Source organism: Herbaspirillum sp. Her2 (assembly GCF_057961375.1).
The window spans coordinates 1,269,339-1,295,804 of the sequence record NZ_CM176331.1 but is presented as its reverse complement, the minus strand read 5'-3'; the positions used below and the strand labels follow the sequence as shown (position 1 = coordinate 1,295,804).

The window sequence follows — 26,466 nt, the reverse complement described above, 5'->3', positions numbered from 1 at the left end:
TGCGGCATCGCGTCACAACTCGTCCGTATTTCACGCCATGCAGCGACGCGATTCGGCGTACCATGGGCAGCCACCGAGAACACGCGTGCACCGATGGCGGAAGCGTGCCGCAATACAGGATGGCCAGGCTTGCCGCAGTGCAGGCGCCATCCTCACCGACTCTTTCCGGGAGACATCATGCTTTTCGATCTGACCGACCTGCGCCTCTTCATCCTCATCGCCGAACTCAACAGCCTCACCCGCAGCGCCGAACGCATGAATCTCTCGCTGGCCGCCACCAGCAATCGCATCAAGGAACTGGAAACGCGCTTCGGTACCCGCCTGCTCTATCGCGAGAGCAAGGGCGTGCAGCTCACGCCAGCCGGGCATACCCTGCTGCATCACGCACAGCTCTTCATGCAGCAGGTGGAACACCTCAAGAGCGACATGCAGCAGTACAACAACGGCATCAAGGGCTATATCCGCATTTTCGCCAACACCACGGCGGTGACCGAATTCATGCCCGAGATCCTGGGCAAGTTCCTGGCCAGACATCCGCAGGTCAACGTCTCACTGGAAGAGCGCCTGAACCATGACATCCTGCGCGGCATCCAGGAAGGCACGGCCGATATCGGCATCGTGGCCGGTCCGGTGCAGGGGGATGGACTGCAGGTACTCAACTTCTCGACCGACAGGCTGGTGCTGGCCACTGCGCTGGAACACCCGCTGGCGGGCGCCGGCAGCGTTCCCTTCCAGGACACGCTGGAGTACGAACACATCGGCCTGCACGAAGGCAGCACCCTGCACCACTTCCTCAACAAGATCGTTTCCGAACAGGGGCAGCGTCTCAAGCTGCGGATTCAGGTGCGCAGCTTCGAAGCCATGTGCCGCATGATCGAGACCAATGTCGGCATCGGTATCGTGCCGCGTTCAGCGGCGCAGCGGCATCAGCAGACCATGCAGTTGGCGGTGGTGGAGTTGAACGATCCGTGGAGCGTGCGCGAGCGCAGCTTGGTGTTCCAGAACATGGATACGCTGTCGCCGCATGCACGCAATCTGGTGGATTTCATCCGCGAGCAGATGGCGCGGGAGAGCGACGAAGACAAGCTCGCCGCACGAGCAAGAAAGACCGCCTGAGCGGCGGAGATGGCCGGCCCTCAGCCGGCGATCATCATCCAGACCGACAGCAACAGCAATGCGGCGCAGAAGAGAATGCGCAGGCGTCGCTCCGGCAGATGGTGTGCCAGCGCCACGCCCCAGGAGATGCTGAGCACGCCGCCCAGCGCCATCGGAATCCCCACTGACCAGTCCACGTGCCCCGCCTGGGCGTAGGTCCACAGCGCCACCAGCGTACCGGGCGTGACCATGGCCAGCCCCAGTCCTTGCGCGGCGGTCTGCGTCACACCGAACAAGGCCGTCAGCAAGGGCACGGCGACGATGGCGCCGCCCACGCTGAAGAAACCGGCCGAGGCGCCGGCAGCCATCCCCACCAGCGGAATGTAGCGACGCGAGAGGATCACGGACGATTCCACGCTGCGTTTGTTGCGCATCAGCGTCCACAGGTAGTACAGCGCCAGCAGGCCCATGAAGGCGGCGAAGCAGACATGCAGGCTGCGCGCCGCCATGGCCGTGGCGATGCGGGCCGAGACATAGGTGGTGAAGACAGCCGGCACGCACATCATGGCGGCGGTACTCCATTGGATGTGATTGCGCTGCTTGTAGCGCCAGAAGGCGATGACGACGTTGGGCACGATCATCACGAGTGCCGTGCCTTGGGCCAGTTGCTGGTCCATGCCGTAGAGGTAGCCCAGCACGGGGATGGCGATGAGACCGCCGCCGATCCCGAAGAGACCGCCCATGGCGCCCAGCAGGCCGCCGAGCAGGAAGTTGACTACGCCGGAGAAAAACAAGGAAGCCGTCATCGGTGTACAGTGATGCCTCTGCTGGCCGGCTGCAAGGTGCAGTGGCCGCATCGAAGGATAAAAAAGGAGACTGACATGAGCGGCGTCATCGTGTTTGCGCTGGAGATGGGCGTGGTCGCCCTCATTGCGCTGGCCATCTACATGGTGATGAAGAAATAGCGCCGCCGATCAGGCCCGACAGTGTAGCGCAGGCGGACCGGGCTGTCCCGGCGGCTGTGCTTTCCCGCCATCCCCCCTCAAGCAAAGGAAGACAGAATGGATCTCGGCATCAAAGGTAAAACCGCCCTCGTCTGCGCATCGAGCAAGGGCCTCGGCCGCGCGTGCGCACTCTCGCTGGCGCGCGAAGGCGTGCACGTCACTCTGCTGGCGCGCGGTGCGGAGGCACTGGAAGCAACGGCCCAGGCCATCCGCACGGAGACCGCCGCCACCGGTGCCATCATCACCACGGTTGCGTGCGACATCACCACCCCGGAAGGACGCGCCCTGGCGCTGGCTGCCTGCCCTGCCCCGGACATTCTGGTGACCAATGCCGGCGGACCCAAGCCGGGCGATTTTCGTGAGTGGACGCGGGATGACTGGATCGCGGCGGTCGACGCCAACATGCTGACGCCCATTGAGCTCATCAAGGCGACGGTGGATGGGATGATCGCGCGCGGCTTCGGGCGCATCGTCAACATCACGTCGAGTGCGGTGCGGGCACCGATTGATATCCTGGGGCTCTCCAATGGCGCGCGCTCGGGGCTGACGGGTTTTGTGGCGGGGCTGGCGCGCAAGACGGTGGCGCACAACGTGACCATCAACAATCTCCTGCCGGGGCCGTTCGAGACGGATCGCCTGCGTTCCACTGCGACGGGGGCGGCAAAGGAGAGCGGGCGCACGGTGGACGAGGTGCTGGCGGACCGGCGCAAGCTCAATCCGGCGGGACGCTTTGGCGATCCGGCCGAGTTCGGGGATGCCTGCGCTTATCTGTGCAGTGCGCAGGCGGGGTTCATCACGGGGCAGAATCTGCTGATGGATGGGGGGGCTTATCCGGGGACATTCTGAGCGGGATGCCGGGTCGTCTGGTGGGCGGATGCCTTGCATGCCGGAAAGGGTGGATGCAAAGCAAGTGATGTGATGTATAATGCGGCCCTCGTGCGACGGGCAACATGCCCGGCTGCCACGCAAGGAGGTTTGGGTGAGCGGTTTAAACCAGCAGTCTTGAAAACTGCCGACGGGGTGACCCGTCCGTGAGTTCGAATCTCACAGCCTCCGCCAAAAATTTCAAAGAAGCCCTTGATTCTAAAGGGATTTTTCTTTTTCCGCTCAAAACAGTATGCCATTGGGTATGCCATGGCGATTTGGCTCTGATGGGCTTGCGTTGGCCGCATGTGGGACCTCGACTGGTTCACAACAGTCGTCAACCAACTCAAAGGCTTCCCACTAGGGTAAAACGAAGAATTTACATTTTTTCAACACATACTCCTCATGTGTGAGATTGGCTGGATAAGCAGCCAAGACTCTCGTTCTCACTCACAAAAGGAACCGGAATGTTTATTCTTCGAGCTGTCTGTTGAATTGCACTGAAAACTGACCCACTTTTGGAGTGAACCCCTCGGGCTGGACCAAGGTTGATCGAGAAACTAAGCCGCTTTGACCTGCCCTCGGAAGTTGGACAGTTTAGAACTAGAAAGGAGCTGCTTCTTTGGGTTTCACTGACCACTTTTGGACGAACTCACTTGGGGTCAGATGGCCAAGCGAGCCGTGGTGACGATGATGGTTGTAGTCGTACTGCCAAGCCTGCATCTTTTCTCGAAGGTCATAGAGTGTGATGAATTCGTGCTCGTTAAGGAATTCATCACGCAGCCGGTCATTGAATGACTCGATGAGGCCATTATCGGTCGGTTTACCAGGTCGCGTGTAGTCGAGTTTCACGCCGTGCCGGTATGCCCAGTCGTCCAAGGCGCGGGAGGTGAACTCGGTCCCATTATCCACGGTGATGGATTTGGGCCATCCGCGAAGGGCCGCAGAACGGTCCAACGCCTGGCCAACTGCACGGCCGCTCTGCTGGAAGTTGGCCTCTAGGCATACACTCTCGCGACTCCATTGATCGATGACGGTCAGGATGCGAAAGCGGCGGCCATCAAGCATTTGATCATGAACGAAATCCATGCTCCAGTGCTGATTCGGTCCGGTGGGTACTGGCGGCTTTCCGCGCAGCAGGGCGATGCGTTTGCGGCGTTTGACCTTCATCCGTAGCTGCAGTCCCTCCAGGCTATAGAGTCGATAGACGCGTTTCTTACCCACTTCCCAGCCTTCGCGACGCAGCATGACCAGCACTCGTCGGTAGCCAAATCGCGGACGGCTCATGGCAATATCTCGGATGCGCTGGCGTAGCGCGCTTTGATCTCGTGCGTGGCTCTTCTCGTACCATGTTGAACGCTGCAGCAACGCCAGCGCGCAGGAACGCCGTACACTTATCTGGAAACGCTCTTGCATCCAGGCCGCCAGCTCGCGCCGTTTGGCAGCCTTCAGACTTTTTTCGCACCACTTCTTGCAGGATCTGCTTATCCAGCGTCAAGTCGGCGACGATACGTCGCAGGCGCGCATTCTCGTCTTCGAGTTGCTTGAGCTTGCGCAGCTCGCTTACGCCAAAATCGGCGTACTTCTTCTTCCATGTGTAGAAGGTTGCTTCCGACACCCCAAGCTGCCGACTGACATCGACCACCGGCGTGCCACTCTCAGCTAATCGCAACGCATAGGCAATTTGCTCTTCGCTAAATCTCGATCGTTTCATGGCTACTCCTTGCCCGCTTCGGGGCGCTGAGAAGCAACCTTACCTCTAGTTTTGACCTGTACGGATATTCCGGGGGCAGGTCAAAGCCGGAAATTTCTACTTTAGACCGGTACTAATTCTGGGGTACGGTCAAACATCGCTCAGCGATTCAATGGTGCCGGCATTGCCGCCACCGCCATTGAACGTAGCGTTTCTTTCGGCGTGTATCGTCGCTCCGGCCAGATTGCTGATTGCGCCGTTCACCACCACATCCCTACCGGCCACGATCGCACCCGCGTTGGCGATGACGCCAGTCGAAGCCAGGGAAAGATCTCCCGATGTCCGGATGACTCCCAGGTTGCCGATGCCGTTGCGACCGGATAGAGAAACGGAGGAGCCGCTCGCCAACCAGGAACCGGTATTAATAAGCGTTCCTGCACTGATGGACAGGCGACTTTCTCGTTCGGCATCATGCGCTTGTGTGATATCGGCGGAGAAGATTCCTGGGAGGTCACCACATTGTCCAACGGAAGCGTAGTCAAAGATCATCGCAAACAGCCTTTTGGCACCCAAGGGTATGTCATTCATCGCGATGCGGCTCGCATCTTGGTCGCCCACGCACGGAAGATTGTCTATGCGGTCGACGATCTGCTCAACCGCAATTGGGAGCATCACGTGAGAACGCTATCGGTGACGCCTGCTGTTCTCGTTCATCGCCACGACATCCTCGGCACAACCATTGGTCGGAAGAAAACGAAGCGCACCCTACTCCAAAAGCTCAAACGAGAGCTTTACATGGGGCGGGATAGCTTGAACCGTCGGCTATATGCCTGGACCCGACGACGAAATGATTTCAGAAATTCGTAGGCATCGCGGACCTATCTCATTGCATAGGCCAGTTCTTCAACCATCTTTTTTGTGATTCCATCATGCTTACAAAACACCTTTCCCTATTTCTTTTGCCTCTCTTGCTTAGCTTGGCTGGGTGCCAGCCAAGCACGTTGGACTTCCGTAACGCCCAGATCTCCAATGGCAAGATCTATTCAGGTTCGTCCAATTCACCATTCAGTGGCCTGGTAACCAACGTCCCTGCTGAGAAGTTCATGGGATCGCATGCCGGTTTTGGTAAGGTACTCAGCACATTCAACCAAGTCACCGGCGGCTACACCTCGTATTTTGGCCGTCTCTGTGATATCCACGTCTCCGATGGTGTTCTGGATGGGACTGTCGTCTGCAAACGTCCAGGAGAGGAAAATGCAGAGATCGAAGCGGCCTTCAAGAACAATCACCTTGCCTACCAATTGAAACTGGTCGGACAAAGTCAACGCGGAGAACGTTTCAGAACGGAAGTCAACATGGAGGATGGACAACCGGATGGTACCCAGCGTAGTTATAGCGTTGACAGCGACATACTGGTCCATACGGCACAGTGGCAACACGGCACCTTGTTTGGACCTGAAGAGATATTTGACCAGAAGACCGGCAAACGTCTGCGTGAAGCCAACATCATGGGTGGCAAGTACGATGGAGAGATGACCAGTTATGATCTAGACGGGAAAGTGATTCGTCGCACTACTTTTAGCAACGGAGTACAGCAACGGGATGAGTCATTTGATCCAGATACGGGGAAAATGACCGGACAAGTTCCCTATCACTACGACAACGAGCATGGTCTCGTCGTGCACGGTATAGTCAAAGGGTGGGATGCGAACGGCACGCTAATTTCAGAAAAGACCTACAAATTTGGCAAGGAGGTCACTTCCGCGCCAACCACTGGTGATCCGAATCAATGTGTGGACGACTGGATCATTGCGTTCCGCCAGGACCAAGGTGCCGATGCCATCGTCTCCCATGATCAGCTCGCCGAGTGGGAGTCTTGGTGCAAGTCGGGGAAACACCCTAATTGACCTGAAATGCCCCGCAGGAATACTTCTTGCGGGGCAAGGTGCCACTAAGCGATATATCTCGAAGTATTACCACGAGACTGGTGAGTTCTTTTTCGTCCCCCCTAAAGGTCACTAGGTGGCACAGGAATTTGATAAGTGTCCTTTGCGAGCAGCCCCTGCCCAGAGCGCGCCCGAACTGGGCGTCGAGTTTCCCGCTTTTAAATCTGCAGATCACGAGGAGAAACAGACCTCGGCCGCTTGCGTGAGTATTCTCCGCAAAGGTGCCACCCTGGCGATTTAAGCGGTGCCAGCAATTTTCCGAGTATGGTGCCACCTTGCCGATGTAACTGGTGCAACCAAATGTCTTTAAATGGCACCACCCGTTATTTATAAGTGGAGTTAGCCTTACTCACGGCGTTTCAATATCTCTTTGCTGCATCAGCGCCTTTTGTTCTGTGGGCGGCTCCACGTCCAGATCCGGAATCATCATCTGCACGGTGCCTTTGCCTCCACGCTCCAGCGTTGCGTCGACCGCAGCCATGATGTAATACTCGGCGGATCACTCGTAGCCAGTCGCCAGTGCTTTTACGAAGCAGGAATTTTTGCTGTCTAATGCCAAGGTTTGCTAAAGTCCTCAATGGAGAACTAAAATAAATTTTCTCTTTCCACTTTGATGCACATGAGAGGCCTTCTTGCAGGAAGCTCCATTCAGAATTCTGACGTACGCCAGACCAGGTATGCAGGTGGTGTTTGCGGACACTGATCAACATTTTGGCAAGCACACCCATGAGCAGTTCGGTGTAGGGCTCATCTTGCGGGGTGCACAGAAATCGGCAAGCCAGTGTGGAATGGTGAAAGCTATCGCTGGCGATATCATCACGGTCAACCCCGAAGAGGTGCATGACGGTACTCCCCTGGGGAATGAGGGGCGCTCATGGCAGATGCTTTATCTTTTAAATAATCAATTAAATCAATTGCTTAGATCAACTTCTGCAAAAATTTCCAGAATCCCGGCCAACCCTCATTTGATGCTTGGCCGATGGTGGGCTTACGGCAGCACACGGCGCTAGTAAGTTTCGGCAAAGTACCAATCAGACCGCATCAGATCCCCAACGCACACCTGCCCCACCCTCCCAACATGCTGTCCCACGTCCAACGCCACTGCCAATTCATGGCCTTGTTCGCCATCGCCGCGCAATTGCTGATGATGTAACCACCAGTTCCGTGCGACGAGTTGTGTGAGTTGCTGATGTTCCGGGATGCTGGCGGCGATACCCTTCCTCAACTGCAACGCAAGTTGCTGGTCGACATTAAAGCACAAGGCAATGTGAGCGGGGCTGATAGACAAGCCGGCACCAGTAGCCTTGAGCCAGGCCTCCTTGAGAGCCCAGGTGCGCAGAAAGGCGCTGGCCGCTTCCCCGGGAAATTCCCGTTCGTAGTGTTCGACATGACGGCGCTCCTGCGGTGCTAGCACCAGATCGCTACAGTTCGCGGCTTTGCTGCGCACTGAGCTTGCCCTGTAACTCGACGTCGACACCGACCGCACAATCTGCGTGGCTGAAGGCCAGCGCAATCATACCTTCCGTGTGGGATACATTGAATTGCAGCAGCGGCACGGTCAGAGCCGGTTTGCCATAGGCATTGTGTGTGAACTGCCAGACACCGGGGGCGATCTGCGGGTGATAGGCACTCAGCACTCTGCGCAGCAGGCCACGCGCGGCTAACGTCCGGCATTGGTCGTCGCGACGCTGCAAGGCATGCACGCGGCGGGTTTCCTCGGGAGCAAGAAAGACCGCCAGCGCGGCGGCCAATGGCGGGGCAATAGCCTCGGCCCCGGTAAACAGGAACAGGTCAACAGTGCCCGGTACCGGCATGCTTAGGCACTGGCCTCGGTAAAGCGTCTGGCCATTGTCGTTCAATCGCGCTGACCCGGCACCGCCTTGACGGACAGAGGCGGCTGCCCCGGCGGCGCCACGGCCTTACGTCGCAATATCCATAACACTAGGCCACTGACCAGCACAGCGATGGTGACCAGATCCAGCAACGCCCAGATAATCTTCAAGGGAATGCCGCCAAAGTCGCCGAAGTGCAATGGCCGTGAACTCAGCAAGACCGTCAGATACCAAGGCATCGGCAAGGTAGCGCTGAGCTGGCCGCTCTGGGCATCGACCAGAACCGGCGTGGCCAGTCGCGACGTCAGCGCCGTATCGCCCTTGGTCCAGATCAGGTAGTGGTGCGGACTGCCGAACTGGTCATCGGGGAATCGGATGCTGCGCACGCTCTTGCCCGGGGTGGCGCGCAAGGCGGTGTCATAGGCGGCCTGCAGCGAACTGAGCTGGTGCGGCATCGCATGGCCCTGATAAGGCTTCAGCAAAGTCTGCATCGCGGTGGCGCGCCAGATGTCGTAGAGCGGCGTAGACAACTGATTGATGATCCCGGTCACGCCAATCAGCAGCACCCAGACGAACGTGACGATGCCGAGCAGGTTGTGTAGGTCCAGCCAGTATAGCCGTGCAGCCCTGCCCCTACGCACCGTGCCGAAGGCCTGATTCTTGGTGTAGGGCGCGTACAGCACGACGCCTGACACCGTGGCGACCACGAACAGCAAGCCCATGACCGCCAGAAACATCTCACCGGGCAACCCGGCGAACCAATCCGTATGCAGTTTGAACATCAGCCCCACCCATAAGGGCGAGGTGTGTTCGCCCGACCGGGCCGCATGAATCAGTGTGCCGCTGCGGGCATCGAAGCGCACCACGTGGTCCTGGTTGCGCGGGGCGTCGTAGGAGGGACCCAGTCCCAGCCAGATTTGGCCGCTGTCTTCTTCAATAGAAAGCCAGCGCACCGTCCATAAGCTCCACAGCCACCCACCGCCATCAATTGACCAGAACTAAAGGCTCAGGTCCTATTGGGGCGACATGTGTTCTGACACGGGGGGAGGAGCCGAGGCAAGCAAGGACAGAACATGCCAAAAAAATCGAGCAAGCCCTTGACGCCGGAACAGCGCATCAAGGAACTGGAACGCCAGCTCAAGGAAGAGAAGCCGCAGTCAGCGCTGTTCGAGACGCATGATCAACATCATGCGCGATGAACACGGGCCACGGTACCCGCGCCTCACATCTGTACACTCCATACGCTGTCGGTCGGTGCCGCATTCAAGCGCCGTGCAGCACCGCGTGCCATCAGTATGAAGCCTCCTGCCATCAGAAACGCCGTCAGGTCGACCGCCCATTGGGCGGTACTGTCGTGATGCCAGAGACCCAGTGTCGGCACCAGCATGGCTAGTAGACTGGTGAGTGGCAGGGCTGCTGTCAGCGCTGCAGCGGCCCAGCATAGATGCACACCTGCACGCGCTGCTCCCTTGAGGAAGCCCCACGCCAGTGCGACAAAGAACATTGCATAGTAAAGTCCCAGCAGCCACGCCCCTAATTCTTCTACACGTCCGTAGAGCCACTTCGCACCCAGCATGCTAAGAGAAATGCCACATACGCATCCCAGGCAGACCCCGACGGTGGCGGCCGCCATGAGCCGCGTATCCATTCGCTGGACAGGTGGTTGATCGCTGCCTTTGGCGGCGCGGCGACGGCGCGATTCAATCCAGAGCAGGTTGCCGCTGTAGAACAGCCAGGCTCCCGCTAGACCCAGCAGGAAGTACATCCATTGCACCAAGCTGCCGCCGAATGCTGCCATGTGCAGAGCGAAGATACTGCTAATGATCAGGTTTGCTCCGCTCTGTTTGCCAGGCAGATAGTCGGTGTTGATTACCTTGCCATTGTAGGGATCGACTGCCATGAAGCCCCCTCTCGCCCTTGGCTGCACGGCGCGATCGTCCTTGCCCCAGATCCGTACCACCGCGCGCGGTGTGGTGACATGTTGGTACTGGAGCTGGTAAGGAACGAAATCTGGTGCTGTCTGGCGTGCGATGGCAAGCAACTCGGCTGGTGTGCGCATCTGTGCTGGGTCGCGCGTCATCTTAGCCTGTGGTGGCTGCTTAGGACGTTGGAATGCAGTAGCCCATTTTCCTCCGTGGATCAGCTTATCCTGTGCGTCATAGATCTGGTCATGAAAGGCAAATACCACCGCGGTGACCGCCATTATGATATGGAAGGGCAAGCTCACGATGCCCACCACGTTGTGTGCATCAAGCCACATGCGCTTGATGTTGCGTCCGATGCGCAGCGCGAAGAAGTCCTTGAGCAACGAAGGCAGCAATACCACGACGCCGGAGAACAGTGCCACTGCATATAGTGCTGAGACCACTCCCATGAACCAACGGTTGGGGTCAGTATCGAAAGGCAGGCCGACCACACGATGCAGGGTGTCGATGAGCCTACCCAGTGTGGAGGGGGTAATCTGTTCAACCACCGAACTACCCTGGGCATCTAGACTGGCGACGTAGTGGCGCGAGCCGGTATCGTCGTGATCGTCGGCCTGGGGGGCACGCACCTGCCACTGCAGATGAGAGGTAAGATCGGGAGCCTGTTCCAGACGGAGTGTAAATTCCGCCGCCACTGAAGGATGCTTCTCCAGTGTACGGGCAATCAATGTCGGTGCCTGTTCCAGTGCAATACGCTGCAACTGCGCCGGGGGCGATGCCCAAGCGACAATTGGGTCTTTGAAGACGGTCAGCGCGCCAGCATAGAAGGCAATGAACAAGGCCATGCCGCAGAGGATGCCGGTCCAGGTATGGACCGACTTGTAGATCCGGATGTAGTCACTTTTGATCATGGATAGGACTCACGCAATGCACAGGGCCAGGGCGGTAGCGCTGGTGCCCACAGTAGCCGCGCCCAGCCAAAGCCAGGCACGCATGCCGCTGGTGAAAAAGTAGACGCCACCTTGCGCGCTCAGCCAGACAGGTGCGACGATCCACATCGCTAATTGACCACGTATGGGAAGAGCGCGGCTGCTATCGATGGCGTTGTAGAGCGCGCTCAGTGCCATGCCTAGTGCCAGGCCTAGAATCAGGCCCGCAAGTGATTTACTGATCCAGTCGCGGTGAATCGGAGTACTCATATGCCTGTCCATTTCATTTCCCGTGGTTGTTCGCGCGCAAGGTGCCGAGGTAAGGGAACAGTGCAAGTGCCAGCATCACTAGCGTCAGCAGGACAAATATGGCAGTGAGCTTCTGCATGTCGCTGGCCAGCACCAATCCACTGGCCATCAACAGTACCAGTGCAGCTGTGCGTGCCGGGATTGCGGGCCACGGACGGGCGCACCAGCGCTGGTTGGCGGAGGATAGGTAGAGGCAGGCGCAGCCTAGCAGGCCCAGCGCTGCGCCAATCAGAGTGGAGAGATGCATGGTGTTTTTTCGTGTTACTGGGGTTCTTTGGTCAGGTTGTGCTTAGGTGCTTCACGTGGCGCCAGATCAGGTTGCTGCATAAACCAGTCCATGCCACGTGCCAGTGCGCTCAGCCACGCGGTACCGTGGTCTTCTCCCGCCATCTCGTGATAGCTCAAATTTTTATCCCACCCTGGCAGGGCAGCTAGGCGCGCTTTAAGTGAGCGTGCCTCGGGGATCATCGTTCGGGTGGCCAGTAGAGCGCGCAGGTGTTCGGGATAATTTGCCGGTGGAGGGTCGTCCTCGCGTGCTCCGACGCTAATCTGTACCCAAGGTAGCTGCGTCGATGTTCGGGCCGCCAGGCCTTCCACATTATCGAGAACCAGTCGGTTCTGCCACCAGATAGACGGACTGGAGGCGAGGTAAGTGGTGTAGTCCAGCGGTCGCGTCAGCAGCGCCCTCACCACCAGCAGGCCGCCGAAGGAGTGGCCGAACACCGCCTGTCTGCCTCTATCAAGCCGAAATTGGCTGGCCACTAGCGGCTTGACCTGGCGTTCGATGAAATCGAGGAAGGCATCAGCCTGTCCTGCATCGGCCAGCTTTTCACCCGGTGCGGCAATGGTGTAGTCGCGTGCGCGTGCCGACTGGTCATAGTCGGAATCACTAGGATAGCCGATGCCGACCACCACGGGCGCCACATGTCCTGTGACTTCGCTGCGAGCAGCCTGCCCTCGGGCCAGGAGGGCTGCTAGTGCGAAGCTGGCATTGCCATCCAGGACATAGAGCACCGGATAACCGCGCGCCGGAGCCGGCGTAGCCGCTTGCGAGAGGAATATACGATAGCTGTGGCCGCGCAGACTATCGCGGAAATCGATTTGACGCACCGCCGGTAGTTGCACCGACTCCCACTTCTCCTCTGCTAGCGCAAGCGGTGACTTGACGCTTGCAGCCAGTGCCAGCGCCATCAGCATCGTGCGCGTCATCGTTAGAACGACACGCTGACCGAGGCACTCACGGTGCGTGCCTGGCCAAGGGTGGCGATCGGAGTACTGTCGCTGAAGCTGCCAGAGTAGTAGTAGCGATTGAAGATGTTGGCTACGTTCAGGCGCCACACGGTGTTATGCGACGCGACCTTGGTAGTGTAGCGAGCCCCGACGTCGAATTGGGCCCAGCCCGGGATCTCTTGGGTATTGGCCGCGTTCAGGTACTGGCTAGAGGTGGCCTGCACGCGGCTCGAAAGCGTCAGGCCGGTCATCCAGGGCGCATCCCATTCCACACCGAGATTGCCCTGTAAGCGCGGTGCGCCGACGGCAGTGTTGCCGTTGTACTGGTTATATGCGGTTTTTGTCATCACACCATCGGCCAGTGTAGCACCACCCAGCAGGCGCACGCCGCGGGTTAGTTCGCCGAAGGTTTCCCATTCCAGTCCCCGTACGCGCTTCTCTCCCTCATCGCTGTAGGTCGGCGAGGTCGAGCTGCCAAGGGCGACCAGAGTCGGCTTGTCGATCTGGAACATACTCAAGGTATGGGCAAAGCTGCCGGCATTCCATTTCACTCCGACTTCGCGCTGTTCGGTCTTGTACGGAGCGAAGACCTTGCCGTAGTTGGAGGCCAGGGTATCGGTGACGCTATCACCCTTGCTCAAGCCCTGGACGTAGTTGGCATAGAAGGACAGTGAATCACTCCAGGGCTTGATCACGATGCCCACGGAGGGTGTGATCGCGCTTTTGTCGTAATTTGACGTCACTGCGCCTGCGGTAGAGAAATTCTTTGTCTTGATTTGTTGGTTGCGCAGACCTGCGATGACGTGCAGTCTGTCATCGAGCAGTGAGGTCGAATCCACCAGCGCCAAGCTGGAGAGAGTGGTTTCGCTGGTCTTGTAAGCTTTTGACGGCAACGCCGGCATGGTGGCGGTAACCGGGTTGTAGATGTTGGAGCTGAACGACGACATATTGGAGGCAGAGCCTTCCTCTAGTTCCAGATTGGTCGCCTGCAGGGTCAGCTCATGTCCCACTGAGCCCGTTTTGAAATTGCTACGTAGGCCGGCTTCGGCTGAGACCGTGGTTGTGTAGGCACGTTGCCCCACCATGTAGCCGGTGTAATTGCCAGACGCACTGATGCTGCGCGCATGAGTGCCATTGAGGAAGCCGAAGCTATCCGAGTGCAGCGTGCCAACTCCGGCGAATACGCTCAGATGGTCGTTGATGCGGTATTCTCCTTTGAGCTGCGCCGCATTATTCTCCATGGTGCCGTAGGCATTGCGGAATTGGTTTAGGCTGGGGCTGGGTGCTGCCAGTATTTTTGTGGTGGCGAACCAGTACATTGCGGCGGTACCGCCGGAAAATGATTCCTTGCTGTGATAGGCATCCAACGACAATTTGAGTCCGCCGTTGCGGTAATCCAGGCCGGTGGAAACGAATTCGCGTTTCTTCGTTTGGCCGTCCAGCTCGGTTCCACCATCGTTGAAGACACCGTTGATCCTGATGCCCCATTCCTTGTTCGCCCCGAAGCGGCGGCCGATATCCACTGCGGCACCTAGCTGTGATCCAGACTGGTAGCTCAGGTTGGCATCCGACACGGCGTCATTCCCAGCATGCTTGGTCACAAGGTTGATGGTACCTCCGACTGCGCCACTGGGCGCCATCCCACTGAAGAGGGCATTTGGACCCTTTAGCACTTCGACGCGGTCCAAGAATTCGACTGGTACATGACCCAACGGCGCCAGTCCATACATGCCATTTAAACCGATGTCGTTCTGGTTGACGTCGAAGCCACGGATCCGGAAGTTCTCGTACATGTGGCCGCTGGAAGTGGTGAAACGCACCGAAGGATCGTTGGCCAGCACATCTGCCAGCGTACGTGCTTGCTGGTTCCCGATCAGCTCGGATGTATAGCTAACAACGTTGAAAGGGATATCCATGATGTCCAGATTGCCCAGCAGGCCCAACTGTGCACCTTTGGCGACCTGACCACCCGCATAGCTTTCTGGAATATCGCCTTCACTGGTGACGACCACGATCGGGAGTGTAGATTGTGCGTTTGCCTGTTGGGCATTGGCGACCACCGGAGGAATGAACGCGCTGACGGTCATGCCAACCAAAACGCGCTGGATGGCGGCACTAAGGATGCGTAAGCGTAAGGCACGGCGGCTGTGCTTAGGAGTGGATGAGGTGGATCGGACTAACAAGATAACCCCTTTAAGTTTTATAAAAATAAATAAGAATTGTTATCATTATTATTCTATTTATTATTTGTTGCAACGGAAGGGGGGCGTATGGAAAACGGCTAGTTTTAAGTTTGTATCTCTAAGTAATTGATATAAAGGTCGAAATATTATTTTTGACTTGGTGAAAAAATGAGTAAATTCGGCAATTGAGGGAGCTTACCGCCGATAGGTAGTTTTTGATGTTGGTAATCAGAAATTATTCAAAGACGTGCAAGCGAGTCAAAATGCGTCGGTTTTGACTCCAATTGCGTCAAGCGCCAAGGCGGACCAGCCTTGCCCCGCGCCCCGTTCAATAGCCGTCAAATCTGACCTATTTAGCGGGCTGGCGCGCTAGGGCGAGAAGGATAGACAATGCATTTTTGGCAACATTTTCAAGATTACTTTTATTCCCTCAATCAAACCAATAAATCATTGGAGCGGCCAAAGCGACGTTCTCGTTAATTGAAAATGATTTTGTTGTCTCTCTTCAAAACGAGGACAACGGCGCATTCACCGTGCAGCATCGCTCACACTGTCCAGGAGATCATGAATCACCATTTCATTTTAGTTTGAGACAAGACAGCAATGACAACCACGTCATCAGGGTGAGTATTCTCTGCCAAGGAACCACTTCGGCGATTTAAGAGGCACGTACAGCATCGCTGACTTGAGTGCTCATCACTTCGTTTCATACGTCGATGACCTGATTCAGCTGCAGACCGTCCGCTGGCTGGAAGAGGCGATCAAGAATCCGGTAGTAGGGGTCTCTTTGATCTACGTGCAATGACCGACGGTAGATCGTTCCACTGTTTACGCGGGCTTCAGCGGTGTGCACTGCAACAATTCCTTTAAAATCAGGCACTTGCTGTTTGCCTTTTCCACCGCGTATGATGGTGCGCATTGTTCTCTTCAGAGAGTCAAACAATGGACCACTGGCACGCTCCCTACCTCGGCTTGCGCCATATCCCGCCCGAACTCACCGAGTTTGAGCTAAACACGTTCTTCACGTTTTCCCCCAAAGAACGCGCATTGATTGAAGCGAGGCGCAGCCTTCTTTATCGCCTGGCGCTCTCCCTCCACATTGGCTTTATTCGGATGACCGGCCGCACGCTTGATGCCTACAAGCAAATTCCGAAGGTTCTGTGGAGCCATCTCGGGGAGCAATTATCTATCGACCCGCCCGAGATCGGAACATTGCGCTCCCTGTATGAGACGCGGCCACGGACCTTAATCGACCACCAGCAGCTGGCACAACAGGCGCTGGGCTTTTCCTCGATGACCGAGCACCAGCGACGTTACCTGGTCCGCTGGCTTAAGGAGACCCTGGTCGGCCGACCGGATGCCTCTAGCCTGCTCATGCAAGTCAAGGTATGGCTATACCAGCATCAAATATTGGTTCCGCACGATAGGCTTCTCAGGCGCGTGATCGCCGAAGCGATACGCAGCCATGAGGCTGCCTTGGAGACTGCCCTGGTACGCTACCTCGGGGAGGCCAATATCCAGGGGTGGAGCCGGGACCTACCGGCACCGTATGAGGACAGGGGAAGCCTGCAACAGTGGCTATGGGCGGTCCCTGTGAAGCACTCGACAGTTCAGATGTCTGAATTGTTCGCAAAAATCGATCACCTCAAGGAGCTGCGTGTTCCCACGGACTGGCCTGCCGAAGTCAATGAGACGCTCGTGCGACATTACGCGCGTCGTTGCGCTAATCGCCCACCTTCCGTCAGCAAGCGTATTCAATCGCAGTCCCGCCGACTAGAGACAGCTTGCTTCATGCGCTACGCACTGTGCTCAGCTACAGACCAGCTGCTTGCGATGTTTCGACGGTGGGCGATTGACGTCACGACCGAAGCAGGTCGACAGGTCGATGCCGGGCGACCTGACCTCAAGAAGCAGCTTTGCGGCTTCGCAGAGGCAGTCAAGCTTCTTGCTCTGGAGACTGCTTCTCCAGCTGCGGAAACGCTGCTCAAGATCGTGGAACTGGCTGACCAGGTGCTGCAACAGCACGCCCCGAGTCGACGGAGCTTGATTCGTCTGCAGCTGATGGCAAAGAGTGCGCAGGCCCGCGCTTTGTTACACAAGCTGGTCGACTTGCCCTTTGAGTCGGAGTCGCAACATCCGGTTGTTGACGCCATTCACGTGCTTCGCGGTCTGTACGGCCCAGACGGTGGCAACGAATTACCATTTCACACCAATATCAAGATCGGCCGAGTCTGGCGTGAGATCATCCAGGGCGAGGATCGCGTTGCGGCACTGCGTGCGTTTGAGTGGGCCACTATTTCCGCTCTGAGAATGGCGTTGCGCAATGGATCGGTTTTCGTGAATCACAGCTTTTCATTCCGCAGCCGGGAAACCATGCTTATTTCCCGCGAGGAATGGAAGGCAAAGCGGCACCATCACTACGGCGACCTTGGAGTATCGGAAGACCCCAAAGTTTTCCTGAATAATGTCATTGAGCACCTGGACGAAGGCCTAGAACGGCTGAAGGATGCCTACCTGTCCGGTGACGTGCGCATCGAGGCTGGAAGCATTCGCAACGAGGCCTTGGTGGCCGAAGAGCGAGATCCCCACCTCGATGCGCTACGGCGGGCCATCTTCGAAGACCGCCCAGTCGGGCAACTTCCGACGATCATTCTCGACATCGATAGTGAAGTGCGATTTTCTTGGCTGCTGTTGGGGAGGGAACCGCGCTCACGCAGCGAACTGCTTCTCGTCTATGCCGCGGTGCTGGCCCACGGCACATCCCTGTCAGCAGCGGACATTTCACGCATGATCCCGGAGCTCAAAGCTTCGTCGATCCGGCAGATGATGAAACTGGTGGCAGACGAGCGCAAATTGCGAGAGGCTGCAGATGCAGTCCTGGCGTACATGCACCGACATCCCATCGCCGCGCATTGGGGAATTGGCGATCTGGCGTCGTCCGACATGATGAGCTTGGAGACCACACGCACGGTCTGGCAAGCGCGCGCCGACCCGCGTCGCCGCACGGCCTCAATCGGCATCTACACCCATGTGCGCGATCGCTGGGGTATTTTTTACGATCAGCCCATCCTCCTGAAGGAACGCCAGGTAGGTGCAGCCATCGAGGGCGTGGTTCGTCAAACCGCTACGGAAGATGTCGCTCAGCTCGCAGTAGATACCCACGGTTACACCGACTTCGGGATAGCCGTGGCAAAGGGTCTCAAGTTTGACCTTTGCCCTGTGCTTCAACACATGCGTGATCGATACCTCCATGTCCCCCGTGGCCACATGGTGCCGGATGAAATCCTGCCAGTGGTGGTCGGCGACGTTGACCTGGACGGGATCGAAGCAATTTACGATGAATTCGTCCGAGTGGTGGCATCCATCAAGAGCGGGCGCTGCACCGCTGTCCAAGCGCTGCAGCGTTTTGGATCGTCTGCCCGTGGCCAGGACGTGTACGACGGCGGCACGCAGCTTGGTAGGCTGCTCCGGTCGATCTTCTTGATCGACTACTTTACCAATTCGACCTTCCGCCGTGAACTTCGCCATGTGCTCAATCGCGGCGAGGCTGTGCATGCAATTCAGCGCGCTGTCCACACCGGCAAAATCCCCACCGAGTTGGCCAAGCGTCCGGATTCGTTGGCGGCAGTTTCGTCAAGTCTTTCCTTGCTGACCAATGTGCTCATGGCCTGGAATAGTCGGGTAGCAAAGGCACGTCGCCGTGCCTCCGCCCCCTAAGAACCGTACGTGCCAGTTTCCCGGCATACGGCTCAAGCCTCTTGAAGGCCCGTGAACCACGGACCCGGTTTCTGTAACTTGATACCTTGGCTGTGGACCTGCTTGTGGCAGGTGTCATGCAGAAGTACCTCATTGGATGCGATCTCCTTTCCACCATGGCACCGTTCGATGAGATGGTGGATATGAAGGTCGCCAATCTCCAGAAGTTGATCGCAGACCAGGCACTTGCCTTGCTGAGACATCCATAGATTGGCTAATTTCTTGCGACCTTGGGTCGAACCCTTCATTCGCCAGACAGAGCGATGTTCGAAGTATTCTTCCCAAGCCGGATCGTAAGGATTGGCATCGGATTTGATCTTCTGATGGCGCTTGATAGGGAGTTGTGCAGCGTATCGGAGGACGTAGTATCTGTCCTCGTCGGGCTGCGCCGAGGGTTCCGTCTTGACGGCGAATACCCAGCTACGGTCGCCAATTCGATGGAAGTACCGAGGTGCTATCCATTTGGCCACGCGCTTGGGGTGTCGCCGCTTGGCCCACCGCCATAAACACTCCCAGATCTGGCTGTCCACGTAAGAGAAGGTTTCCTTGGATACGACATGGTGGTGATATCGTGCCCATCCGCTGATCATCGGGTTGAGTTTCTCAATGACCCTTTGTTGCGGCACGGCAGCCAAACGTCGCACCATGGCGCGAATCTTCTGGAGAAACGCGTGCACGTTCTTTTTCGAGGGCTTGATCAACAATTTCTTGTTGTACCGTCGAACGTTCTGTCCCAAGAAGTCGTAGCCTTCTTCGATGTGGGTGATCTTCGTCTTCTCCGGCGAGAGGGATAGCCCTCGGACCGCGAGGAATGCCTCCACTGCTGGCTTGATTTTTTCATCCAACAGTTCTTTGCTAATGCCGGTGATAACGAAGTCGTCTGCGTAGCGGACTTCCATTCGAGCCAAGCCCAGCCATCCGCGCTATGCTCGCCGATGTCACCCGCCTCACGGCATGGCTTAGGTCTTACGACCGCGGTACTTTATCCTCAGAGCTCCGCACCCAGCCGTTACCAGCTACGCACGTCTAAGTAGGCTACTGCTGGCAGAACAGCAGGTTCCATCACCGATGTTTTGGTGTGGAACGGTTGAATCCGCGACTTTCAGGTCGCACCCCGTCATATACAGCGTACCGTTGACCGTTTTGAGGAATTCGGCGGCGAGCCTATCGCTCCAGAACTTCTGAGGCGGATCGCTCCTACTCACCTGGAAGGACTGAATCTGCGCGGCACCCTTGAGTTTCCCTTGGCGGAATACGCGATACGTATTCTGCCTAGCAGTGCGGTCACGAGTTTACCGGCCAGTCAGAAACAGATCCGATAGCATGGCGAGATTGGTGTCGACAAATTCAGGCCGCTAAGACCGCTGCAACCAGCTTAGCGCGCTTTCTTTCCCGTTTCTGAGACGATCCTCCATTACGGAAGTAAAGTTTTCATTAATTAATGTAAATGCGAACGATAATTACTTATAATCCGATAATTCGTTTTCCTGCCGCAACTTTTGAAAGTTTCTTCATGTCACTCTCGCACTTCCACCGCCTCACGCCGCTGGCCGCCGCGCTGGCACTGGCTTTCCTCAGCCCCCTGCCGGCCCTGGCGCAGAGCAGCGCCACCAGCACCAGCGACAGCACCGCCAGCAGCGACCAGAAAGACCAGCAACTGCCCACCATCACCGTCAATGCCTCGGCTGACGCCTCCGCCGATGGCCTGACCAAGGAATTCGCCGGTGGCCAGGTCGCGCGCGGCAGCCGCCTGGGCGTGCTGGGCAATGTCGACAATCTGGACAGCCCGGTGCGCTCGGTGGCCTACACCCAGCAACTGATTGCCGACCAGCAGGCGCATGGCGTGGGCGACGTACTCAAGAACGATCCGGTGGTGCGCACCACGCGCGGCTATGGCAACTTCCAGGAGTCGTACATGATCCGCGGCTTCATCGCCAACTCCGACGACCTGATGTACAACGGCCTGTTCGGCATCCTGCCGCGCCAGTATGTGGCCGCCGAAATGATCGAGCGCGTCGAGGTGCTGTACGGCGCCAGCGCCTTCCTCAACGGCGCCACACCGGGCGATGCCGGCCTGGGCGGCACCATCAACATCGTCCCCAAGCGCGCCGCCAATGAGCCGCTGACCGAGGTGACGATGGGCTACGAATCGGGCAACAGCAAATATGCCGCCATCGATTTCTCGCGCCGCCTCGGGCCGGAAGATCGCCTGGGCGTGCGCATCAACGCCGCCCGCCATGCCGGCGGCACCGGCGTGTCCAATGAAAAGCGCGAAACCAACCTGTTCTCGCTGGGTGTGGATTATCGCGGTAATGATTTCCGCCTCTCAGCCGATCTGGGCGTGCAGGAAAACAATCTCAACAACATGCGCTCCAGCGTCACGCTGGGCAGCGGGCTGACTTCGATGCCGGCGGCGCCGAGCGGCTCGGCCAACTATTCCCAGCCGTGGTCGTATTCCAATGAACGCGACATCTTCGGCACCGTCCGTGGCGAATGGGATCTGTCCGATCACACCACCGCCTGGGCGGCCTTCGGCGCCCGCCAGGGTACCGAAAACAATTCGCTGTCCGGCATCCGCGTCAACAACGCCAGCACCGGCGCCGCCTCCACCTACCGCTTCGACAATGCGCGCCAGGATGATGTGGCCACCGGGGAAGTGGGCATCCGCACCCAGATCAAGACCGGCGCGGTCTCACACAAGCTGGTGGCCGCCGCTTCGATGTACTCGCTGAACTCGCGCAATGCCTATGGCTATTCGTCCTTCTACGCGCTGGGCACCAATCTGTACAACCCGACGATGTACAGCCAGCCGGCACTGACCACGCTGGGCAACAGCCTCAGCGACCCGCAGACCACCACCCGCACCAACCTGGCCAGCGCGGTGGTCTCCGACACGCTGGGCTTCTATAACGATCGCCTGCTGGTTACCGTGGGCGTGCGTCAGCAGCAGCTCAAGTCCGACACCTATGCCTACAACACCCACCTCAACAGCGCGCACTACGACCAGAGCGCCACTTCGCCGATGGCCGGCGTGGTCTTCAAGGTGCAGAAGAACCTGTCCCTCTTTGCCAACTACATCGAGGGTCTGCAGCAAGGCAAGCAGATTACCGACACCACGGCGGCGAACTATGGCCAGGTGCTTGCCCCGTACAAGTCCAAGCAGAAGGAAGTGGGCGTGAAGTATGAACTGGGCGGCCTGGGTCTGGGGGCGGCCTTCTTCACCACCGACCGTCCGCTGTCCTACAAGGATGCGGTCACCAACATCGAAGCCACCAACGGTCTGCAGCGTAACCGCGGCGTCGAACTGACCGCCTATGGCGAGCTGAGCAAGAACCTGCGCCTGCTCTCGGGCATCACCTTCCTCGATGCCAAACAGCAGCAGACCAACGGCGGCACCAACAATGGGAACTACGCGATCGGCGTGCCCAGGCTGCAAGCCAATGCCGGTCTGGAGTACGACATCCCCGGCGTGCGCGGCCTGAGCATCAATGGCCGCGCCACCTACACCTCGACTCAGTACGTGGATGCCGCCAACAAGCTGGAAGTGCCGTCGTGGGTGCGCTATGACATCGGCGCGCGCTACCTGACAGACATCGGCGGACACGCCGTGACCTTCCGCGCCGCCATCGAGAATCTGGCCAACCGCAACTACTGGGAATCGGCCGGTGGCGCCTCCAACTCGGGCTATCTGGTCCTGGCCAACCCGCGCACCTTCAGCACCTCGGTGTCGGTGGCTTTCTAAGCCGCATCGCCAACCGGCCTGCGCGCTGCAGGCCGACAGCAAAACGCCTGCTGTGTCGACGAGGACAGCAGGCGTTGTCGCATGGGCGCCGGCACCGGGCGGCGCTGCCTCAGTCGAAGCGCGGCGTAGGCGATCAGCATTTCCTCGATGAACAGCTTTGGCGAGAGCGGATGGTCGGCAATGGCGGGACGTTCCCCCATGCCGCGGATGGCCGCCGAAATCTCTAGCGCATCGAGGCACTGGGCCAGACGCAGCAGTTCCTTGGCATGCCGCCGGTAGTAGCGCACCACGCCGGCCTAACGGTGTAACGCTTGTTACAGCGTTACGCCGGAAGTACCAGCGCCCGGCGACTTGGGTGGGCAGGAACTTCATGTCCCAGCACCACACCTGGCGCTGCGCGGTGGCGATGTGCGTGGTGGGCCGGCGACTCTTGCGCGGGGCCTTGGCGCGTCCGCGGTGACGCGCCTGTCCCTGGGTGCGCAGCACGCGCTGGAAGCTCGACTCACTGGCGATGTACACCCCCTGGTCGGCCAGCATGGGCACGATGCGTGCTGGCGGCATGTCCGCAAAGCGCGGCTCGTTGGCCACGCGCAGCAACTGCGCGCGCTCAACTTCGGTCAGTGCGTGGGCGGGCATGGGGCGCACAGCTTGCGGTCTCCTATCGCCCGTGTCGAGGCCCTGATGGGCTCTCCAGCGCTGCAGGGTACGAGCAGTGATGCCCGCGATCTCGCAGGCCTGGTGCAAACGCGCTCCCGCCTTGCAGGCGGCCTCGATGTTGCGGGCATGTTCCTGGCGATCTTGCAGGTCGATCATTCGTCCTCGTCCCGCAGGTTTCTTTGCAAGATCGCCTCGCATTTTTTTGAGAGTACCAGCAGCGCCGCCGTCTCCGTCAGGGCCTTGTCCTTGCGCCGGACCTCGCGTTCTAGTTCCTTGATGCGTCGCTGATCCTGTCTCGTCTGCGACGGGCTCGCGCGCGCCTCCTCGGGAACGGCCAGCGCCTGCGTTGCGTTTGACTTCCACTGCTGCAACTGCTGGGGATACCGGAACGTGCTGCCCTGCCACAGCGCTACGCACTTGGCTGGACGCGGCCAGCATTGAGGGCGGCGCGGTTTTCCGCTCGGTCAATAAGTGGGAAATGGTCGGTGAGCGGCCAATTCACCCCGCGAGCATCAATACGATCCTGGCAGATTGTGCAGCATTGACCGCTCTAGACTACATCCCCGATCTTTCAAGTCACAGCCTGCGGCGAGGCATGGCAACTAGCGCCTATCGCGCTGGCGCGGACTTCCGACAAATCAAGCGGCAAGGCGGCTGGCGACATGACGGCACCGTGCAGGGGTACATCGAGGAGGCTGGCCGTTTTGAGGAAAATGCCGCGCGACATTTACTCCGAAAGCCTCCTGCCTGATCCTATTATCTTTGAGTGTTGTGAGTGAGGTCCGTGGCAACTGCCGGGTGACTTTTAGCGCTATAAATGTTCAAGTAGACCGGCTATTTCGGAGAGCGAGACGCATTAGCTTCGAACAAACTTTTGCACATCTTTGTCGCATCGCTTAAACTCTCAACTCTAAATTCATCAATTAATCTCATCTCTCCACCCATGTAGTCCATTCGAACCTCCACTCTGTTAATAAAACAGCTTCCGCTGGGGGTTCGTTCGCGTGGGTTTTGCCTGAGCGTTCGTTTAGAACGTCATTTTTCCCATTCAAAATCTAAATGTATGCTTGGTTCGAAGCCGGCGTGTGTAACGCTTGCGGGCTCTCTGCGCGTGGCGTGTTGCCATGTGACGTAGATGCGTACAGCCATCTGCGTATCGCTCATTGAATTTGGAAACTATGAAGACTCGTACCTTTAAAGAAGAATGGTTATCTAACGTCCGGGGGGACGTCTTGGCAGGAATCGTAGTGGCATTAGCCCTCATTCCTGAAGCACTTGCTTTTTCAATCATCGCTGGAGTTGACCCAAAAGTTGGTCTCTATGCAGCTTTTATCATTGCAGTGGTGTCGGCAATTGCTGGGGGGAGGCCAGGCATGGTCTCGGCAGCGACAGGCGCAATTGCGTTGCTGGTAGTGTCTCTAGTAAAAAATCATGGTGTCGAATACCTATTCGCAGCGGGAATCATGGCAGGGATCCTACAAATAGCAGCGGGCTATTTGAAGCTGGGCGCTTTGATGCGGTTTGTCTCTCGATCTGTCATCACAGGATTTGTGAATGCACTCGCCATTCTCATCTTCCTTGCGCAACTGCCGGAGCTGCGCCATGGAGGAATGACTGTCTATGCCTTAGTTGCTGCGGGTCTCGCTATTATTTATCTGCTGCCAAGAGTGACGAAGGTTGTTCCCTCCCCCCTCATTTGCATAGTAGTTCTCACAGTCATATCGATCGTTATGGGCTTGCCTGTGCGCACGGTTGGCGACATGGGGGCCTTTCCGGACAGCCTGCCGTCGTTCCTTATTCCCAACATCCCGTTCAATATCGAGACACTGAAAATCATCTTGCCATATTCCTTGGCGATTGCCGTAGTGGCTCTGCTTGAGTCGCTGATGACTGCAGCGATCATTGATGATTTCACCGATACTCCCAGCGATAAAAATCGAGAATGCCGTGGGCAAGGACTGGCAAATATTGTTGCTGGTTTCATCGGAGGGATGCCTGGCTGCGCTATGATTGGCCAGTCGGTGATCAACGTGAAATCTGGTGGTAGCGGCCGGTTATCGACGTTTGTTGCTGGTATCGGTTTGCTTGTTCTCGTTGTTTTTCTGGGGCCTTGGGTAAAGCAGATCCCAATGGCTGCATTGGTGGCAGTAATGATCATGGTATCGATCAGCACCTTTAGCTGGCGTTCAGTTAAGAATCTCGCCAGACATCCAACGATGTCCTCAATCGTCATGGTTGCCACCGTTGTCGCAGTAGTCGCAACAGACAATTTGGCTATTGGTGTTGGCGTGGGCGTTTTATTGAGCGCGGTCTTTTTTGCATCCAAAGTGCAAAAAGTGACACTGGTTGAATCAATCGTTATCGAGACCGGAAAACAGAGGAAATACACCGTACGTGGGCAGATATTTTTTGCTTCTTCCGACGCATTGATTGGCGAATTTGACTTCAAAGAAGAAATTGAAAGCGTCGTGCTTGATTTAACCCATGCGCATTTCTGGGATATCACAGCAGTCGATGCTTTGGATCGTATCGTCCATAAATTCCGACGCAATGGTATCAACGTGACAGTCACGGGCTTGAACCGAGCGAGTGCCACCATGATCGAGAAATTTGCGACCCACGACAAAGCCGGCCATTCCAATCAAGCCAATATGGGTCACTAATCTCTTTCGCAGAGATTGACTGACTTTGCGCAGAGCACCGCACCACCAGGCGGTGGTGCATTACCCACGCCAAGACGATCACGGTCGTATGGCGTAGATAAAATCGCACCAAGAATTAAGGAGAACCTCGAGTGAGGCAAGTAGTTCACCGGCTCTGTATTGGGATCAGTGGCCTTGGCATTTTCTGGTTACTTGGCTTGATCAGCGCCAACGAATTGGAAGCGGGCCGCTCTTCGTGGGTAGTCGAGTCCAGAGGCGAATATGACAACGCGGTGGCTTACAGTGATTTCGTAGTTGCAAGCCTGATCAAAGAGGCAATGGCTGCGGGTGGTAACAATGCAAGCGTCATCTATAGCTCTGACCATGCACAAGAAGTTGGTCATACAAGAAACCACACTGGGCAATCATTATCAGATCGATCCGGTTATGAGATTCCACTTCTGGTATGGACGCGAGGCGAGAGCAACAACAAAAACAGTTCCGACCTGAACTTGCAAACCGATCCTATCAAACTGATCATTTGGACCATACTCTTGCCGGCTTGCTCAAGATCCGATCGATCTACTACGTAGAGTCAAAGGATCTTTTAAGTGAGAATTTCGTTAGACGCGCTCGTTTTATAAACGGAAGCCTATATT

General features: G+C 57.4%; 25 protein-coding genes, 1 tRNA gene and 2 pseudogenes. 12 read left to right on the top strand and 16 right to left on the bottom strand.

The window, feature by feature from the left end:
- Nucleotides 1-177 precede the first annotated feature (177 nt).
- A complete protein-coding gene (locus tag ACWHXP_RS05920) occupies nt 178-1,116 on the top strand; it encodes a LysR family transcriptional regulator (RefSeq protein WP_489634251.1) in 939 nt (312 codons plus the stop codon).
- A gap of 20 nt (nt 1,117-1,136) precedes the next feature.
- Here ACWHXP_RS05920 and ACWHXP_RS05915 read toward each other — a convergent pair whose 3' ends face one another.
- Nucleotides 1,137-1,901, bottom strand: coding sequence for a sulfite exporter TauE/SafE family protein (locus ACWHXP_RS05915; protein WP_121041732.1), 765 nt, complete (start codon nt 1,899-1,901; stop codon nt 1,137-1,139).
- A gap of 12 nt (nt 1,902-1,913) precedes the next feature.
- On the opposite strand from ACWHXP_RS05915, the gene ACWHXP_RS05910 reads away from it, so the two are divergent.
- The 3 genes from ACWHXP_RS05910 (at nt 1,914) to ACWHXP_RS05900 (ending at nt 3,158) form a co-directional block, all read left to right on the top strand.
- Complete coding sequence (locus ACWHXP_RS05910; protein ID WP_157845819.1) at nt 1,914-2,060, top strand: hypothetical protein; 147 nt, start codon at nt 1,914-1,916, stop codon at nt 2,058-2,060.
- Between the two features lie 96 nt (nt 2,061-2,156).
- Nucleotides 2,157-2,945, top strand: coding sequence for an SDR family oxidoreductase (locus ACWHXP_RS05905; protein ID WP_134135905.1), 789 nt, complete (start codon nt 2,157-2,159; stop codon nt 2,943-2,945).
- Nucleotides 2,946-3,068: 123 nt separating this feature from the next.
- Nucleotides 3,069-3,158 (top strand) — tRNA-Ser (locus ACWHXP_RS05900).
- Nucleotides 3,159-3,566: 408 nt separating this feature from the next.
- Here the strand turns inward: ACWHXP_RS05900 and ACWHXP_RS05895 are convergent.
- Together ACWHXP_RS05895 and ACWHXP_RS05890 are read right to left on the bottom strand one after the other, a co-directional pair.
- A protein-coding gene (locus ACWHXP_RS05895) for an IS3 family transposase (protein ID WP_489634252.1) occupies nt 3,567-4,677 on the bottom strand; the annotation gives its coding sequence in 2 pieces (ribosomal slippage) (nt 3,567-4,416 and nt 4,415-4,677; 1,113 coding nt in all).
- Between the two features lie 129 nt (nt 4,678-4,806).
- On the bottom strand, nt 4,807-5,331 hold the full coding sequence (locus ACWHXP_RS05890; protein WP_489634253.1) for a hypothetical protein: 525 nt from the start codon (nt 5,329-5,331) through the stop codon (nt 4,807-4,809).
- A 326-nt stretch (nt 5,332-5,657) separates the two neighbouring features.
- Here ACWHXP_RS05890 and ACWHXP_RS05885 point away from each other — a divergent pair, with 326 nt between their 5' ends.
- Nucleotides 5,658-6,563: a toxin-antitoxin system YwqK family antitoxin gene (locus ACWHXP_RS05885; RefSeq protein WP_489634254.1), complete on the top strand. Its 906-nt coding sequence runs from the start codon at nt 5,658-5,660 to the stop codon at nt 6,561-6,563.
- Nucleotides 6,564-6,951: 388 nt separating this feature from the next.
- On the opposite strand, the gene ACWHXP_RS05880 is transcribed toward ACWHXP_RS05885, so the two are convergent.
- Nucleotides 6,952-7,083, bottom strand: coding sequence for a hypothetical protein (locus ACWHXP_RS05880; protein WP_489634255.1), 132 nt, complete (start codon nt 7,081-7,083; stop codon nt 6,952-6,954).
- A gap of 151 nt (nt 7,084-7,234) precedes the next feature.
- Here ACWHXP_RS05880 and ACWHXP_RS05875 point away from each other — a divergent pair, with 151 nt between their 5' ends.
- Nucleotides 7,235-7,612, top strand: coding sequence for an AraC family ligand binding domain-containing protein (locus ACWHXP_RS05875; protein ID WP_489634256.1), 378 nt, complete (start codon nt 7,235-7,237; stop codon nt 7,610-7,612).
- Here the strand turns inward: ACWHXP_RS05875 and ACWHXP_RS05870 are convergent.
- From ACWHXP_RS05870 to ACWHXP_RS05860, 3 genes are read right to left on the bottom strand one after another with little or no spacing between them, the layout of a single operon-like run.
- Nucleotides 7,609-8,049: a 4'-phosphopantetheinyl transferase family protein gene (locus tag ACWHXP_RS05870; protein ID WP_489634257.1), complete on the bottom strand. Its 441-nt coding sequence runs from the start codon at nt 8,047-8,049 to the stop codon at nt 7,609-7,611. The two genes, ACWHXP_RS05875 and ACWHXP_RS05870, sit on opposite strands and share 4 nt — an antisense overlap.
- Nucleotides 8,024-8,461, bottom strand: a complete 438-nt coding sequence (locus ACWHXP_RS05865) for a 4'-phosphopantetheinyl transferase family protein (RefSeq protein WP_489634258.1) — start codon at nt 8,459-8,461, stop codon at nt 8,024-8,026. The genes ACWHXP_RS05870 and ACWHXP_RS05865 overlap by 26 nt, the downstream gene beginning before the upstream one ends.
- Nucleotides 8,458-9,387, bottom strand: a complete 930-nt coding sequence (locus ACWHXP_RS05860) for a PepSY-associated TM helix domain-containing protein (protein ID WP_489634259.1) — start codon at nt 9,385-9,387, stop codon at nt 8,458-8,460. The genes ACWHXP_RS05865 and ACWHXP_RS05860 overlap by 4 nt, the downstream gene beginning before the upstream one ends.
- Nucleotides 9,388-9,507: 120 nt before the next feature.
- On the opposite strand from ACWHXP_RS05860, the gene ACWHXP_RS05855 reads away from it, so the two are divergent.
- On the top strand, nt 9,508-9,633 hold the full coding sequence (locus tag ACWHXP_RS05855; protein WP_489634260.1) for a hypothetical protein: 126 nt from the start codon (nt 9,508-9,510) through the stop codon (nt 9,631-9,633).
- 23 nt (nt 9,634-9,656) lie between these two features.
- Here the strand turns inward: ACWHXP_RS05855 and ACWHXP_RS05850 are convergent, their stop codons facing one another.
- From ACWHXP_RS05850 to ACWHXP_RS05825, 6 genes are all read right to left on the bottom strand, one after another.
- Nucleotides 9,657-11,270 carry a PepSY-associated TM helix domain-containing protein gene (locus ACWHXP_RS05850; protein ID WP_489634261.1) on the bottom strand — a complete coding sequence of 538 codons (1,614 nt, stop codon included), beginning with the start codon at nt 11,268-11,270 and terminating at the stop codon, nt 9,657-9,659.
- A 9-nt stretch (nt 11,271-11,279) separates the two neighbouring features.
- The gene (locus tag ACWHXP_RS05845) at nt 11,280-11,558 is read right to left on the bottom strand and encodes a hypothetical protein (RefSeq protein WP_489634262.1); all 279 of its coding nucleotides are present in this window, start codon (nt 11,556-11,558) and stop codon (nt 11,280-11,282) included.
- Nucleotides 11,559-11,571: 13 nt separating this feature from the next.
- The gene (locus tag ACWHXP_RS05840) at nt 11,572-11,844 is read right to left on the bottom strand and encodes a hypothetical protein (protein WP_489634263.1); all 273 of its coding nucleotides are present in this window, start codon (nt 11,842-11,844) and stop codon (nt 11,572-11,574) included.
- A 14-nt stretch (nt 11,845-11,858) separates the two neighbouring features.
- Nucleotides 11,859-12,794, bottom strand: a complete 936-nt coding sequence (locus tag ACWHXP_RS05835) for an alpha/beta hydrolase (RefSeq protein WP_489634264.1) — start codon at nt 12,792-12,794, stop codon at nt 11,859-11,861.
- Between the two features lie 14 nt (nt 12,795-12,808).
- On the bottom strand, nt 12,809-14,914 hold the full coding sequence (locus ACWHXP_RS05830; protein ID WP_489634265.1) for a TonB-dependent receptor: 2,106 nt from the start codon (nt 14,912-14,914) through the stop codon (nt 12,809-12,811).
- An 802-nt stretch (nt 14,915-15,716) separates the two neighbouring features.
- Nucleotides 15,717-15,929, bottom strand: a complete 213-nt coding sequence (locus ACWHXP_RS05825; RefSeq protein ID WP_489634266.1) for a hypothetical protein — start codon at nt 15,927-15,929, stop codon at nt 15,717-15,719.
- 23 nt (nt 15,930-15,952) lie between these two features.
- Here ACWHXP_RS05825 and ACWHXP_RS05820 point away from each other — a divergent pair.
- A pseudogene (locus ACWHXP_RS05820) lies at nt 15,953-18,688 on the top strand (Tn3 family transposase); the annotation flags it as partial.
- A 71-nt stretch (nt 18,689-18,759) separates the two neighbouring features.
- Here ACWHXP_RS05820 and ACWHXP_RS05815 read toward each other — a convergent pair.
- The gene (locus ACWHXP_RS05815) at nt 18,760-19,665 is read right to left on the bottom strand and encodes a group II intron reverse transcriptase (protein WP_489634267.1); all 906 of its coding nucleotides are present in this window, start codon (nt 19,663-19,665) and stop codon (nt 18,760-18,762) included.
- A gap of 614 nt (nt 19,666-20,279) precedes the next feature.
- Here ACWHXP_RS05815 and ACWHXP_RS05810 point away from each other — a divergent pair.
- Entirely contained in the window at nt 20,280-22,508 is a 2,229-nt protein-coding gene (locus tag ACWHXP_RS05810) for a TonB-dependent receptor (RefSeq protein ID WP_489634268.1), read from the top strand.
- Here the strand turns inward: ACWHXP_RS05810 and ACWHXP_RS05805 are convergent.
- Nucleotides 22,505-22,798 (bottom strand): hypothetical protein, encoded by a 294-nt coding sequence (locus ACWHXP_RS05805; RefSeq protein WP_489634269.1) that lies wholly within the window; start codon nt 22,796-22,798, stop codon nt 22,505-22,507. The genes ACWHXP_RS05810 and ACWHXP_RS05805 overlap by 4 nt on opposite strands.
- 40 nt (nt 22,799-22,838) lie before the next feature.
- A pseudogene (locus ACWHXP_RS05800) lies at nt 22,839-23,620 on the bottom strand (transposase family protein); the annotation flags it as partial.
- On the opposite strand from ACWHXP_RS05800, the gene ACWHXP_RS05795 reads away from it, so the two are divergent.
- From ACWHXP_RS05795 to ACWHXP_RS05785, 3 genes are all read left to right on the top strand, one after another.
- Nucleotides 23,512-23,916 carry a tyrosine-type recombinase/integrase gene (locus ACWHXP_RS05795; RefSeq protein WP_489622802.1) on the top strand — a complete coding sequence of 135 codons (405 nt, stop codon included), beginning with the start codon at nt 23,512-23,514 and terminating at the stop codon, nt 23,914-23,916. The pseudogene ACWHXP_RS05800 and the gene ACWHXP_RS05795 overlap by 109 nt on opposite strands.
- A 427-nt stretch (nt 23,917-24,343) precedes the next feature.
- Nucleotides 24,344-25,828 (top strand): SulP family inorganic anion transporter, encoded by a 1,485-nt coding sequence (locus ACWHXP_RS05790; RefSeq protein WP_489622801.1) that lies wholly within the window; start codon nt 24,344-24,346, stop codon nt 25,826-25,828.
- A gap of 131 nt (nt 25,829-25,959) precedes the next feature.
- On the top strand, nt 25,960-26,400 hold the full coding sequence (locus ACWHXP_RS05785; RefSeq protein WP_489637764.1) for a sulfatase-like hydrolase/transferase: 441 nt from the start codon (nt 25,960-25,962) through the stop codon (nt 26,398-26,400).
- Nucleotides 26,401-26,466: the final 66 nt, after the last annotated feature.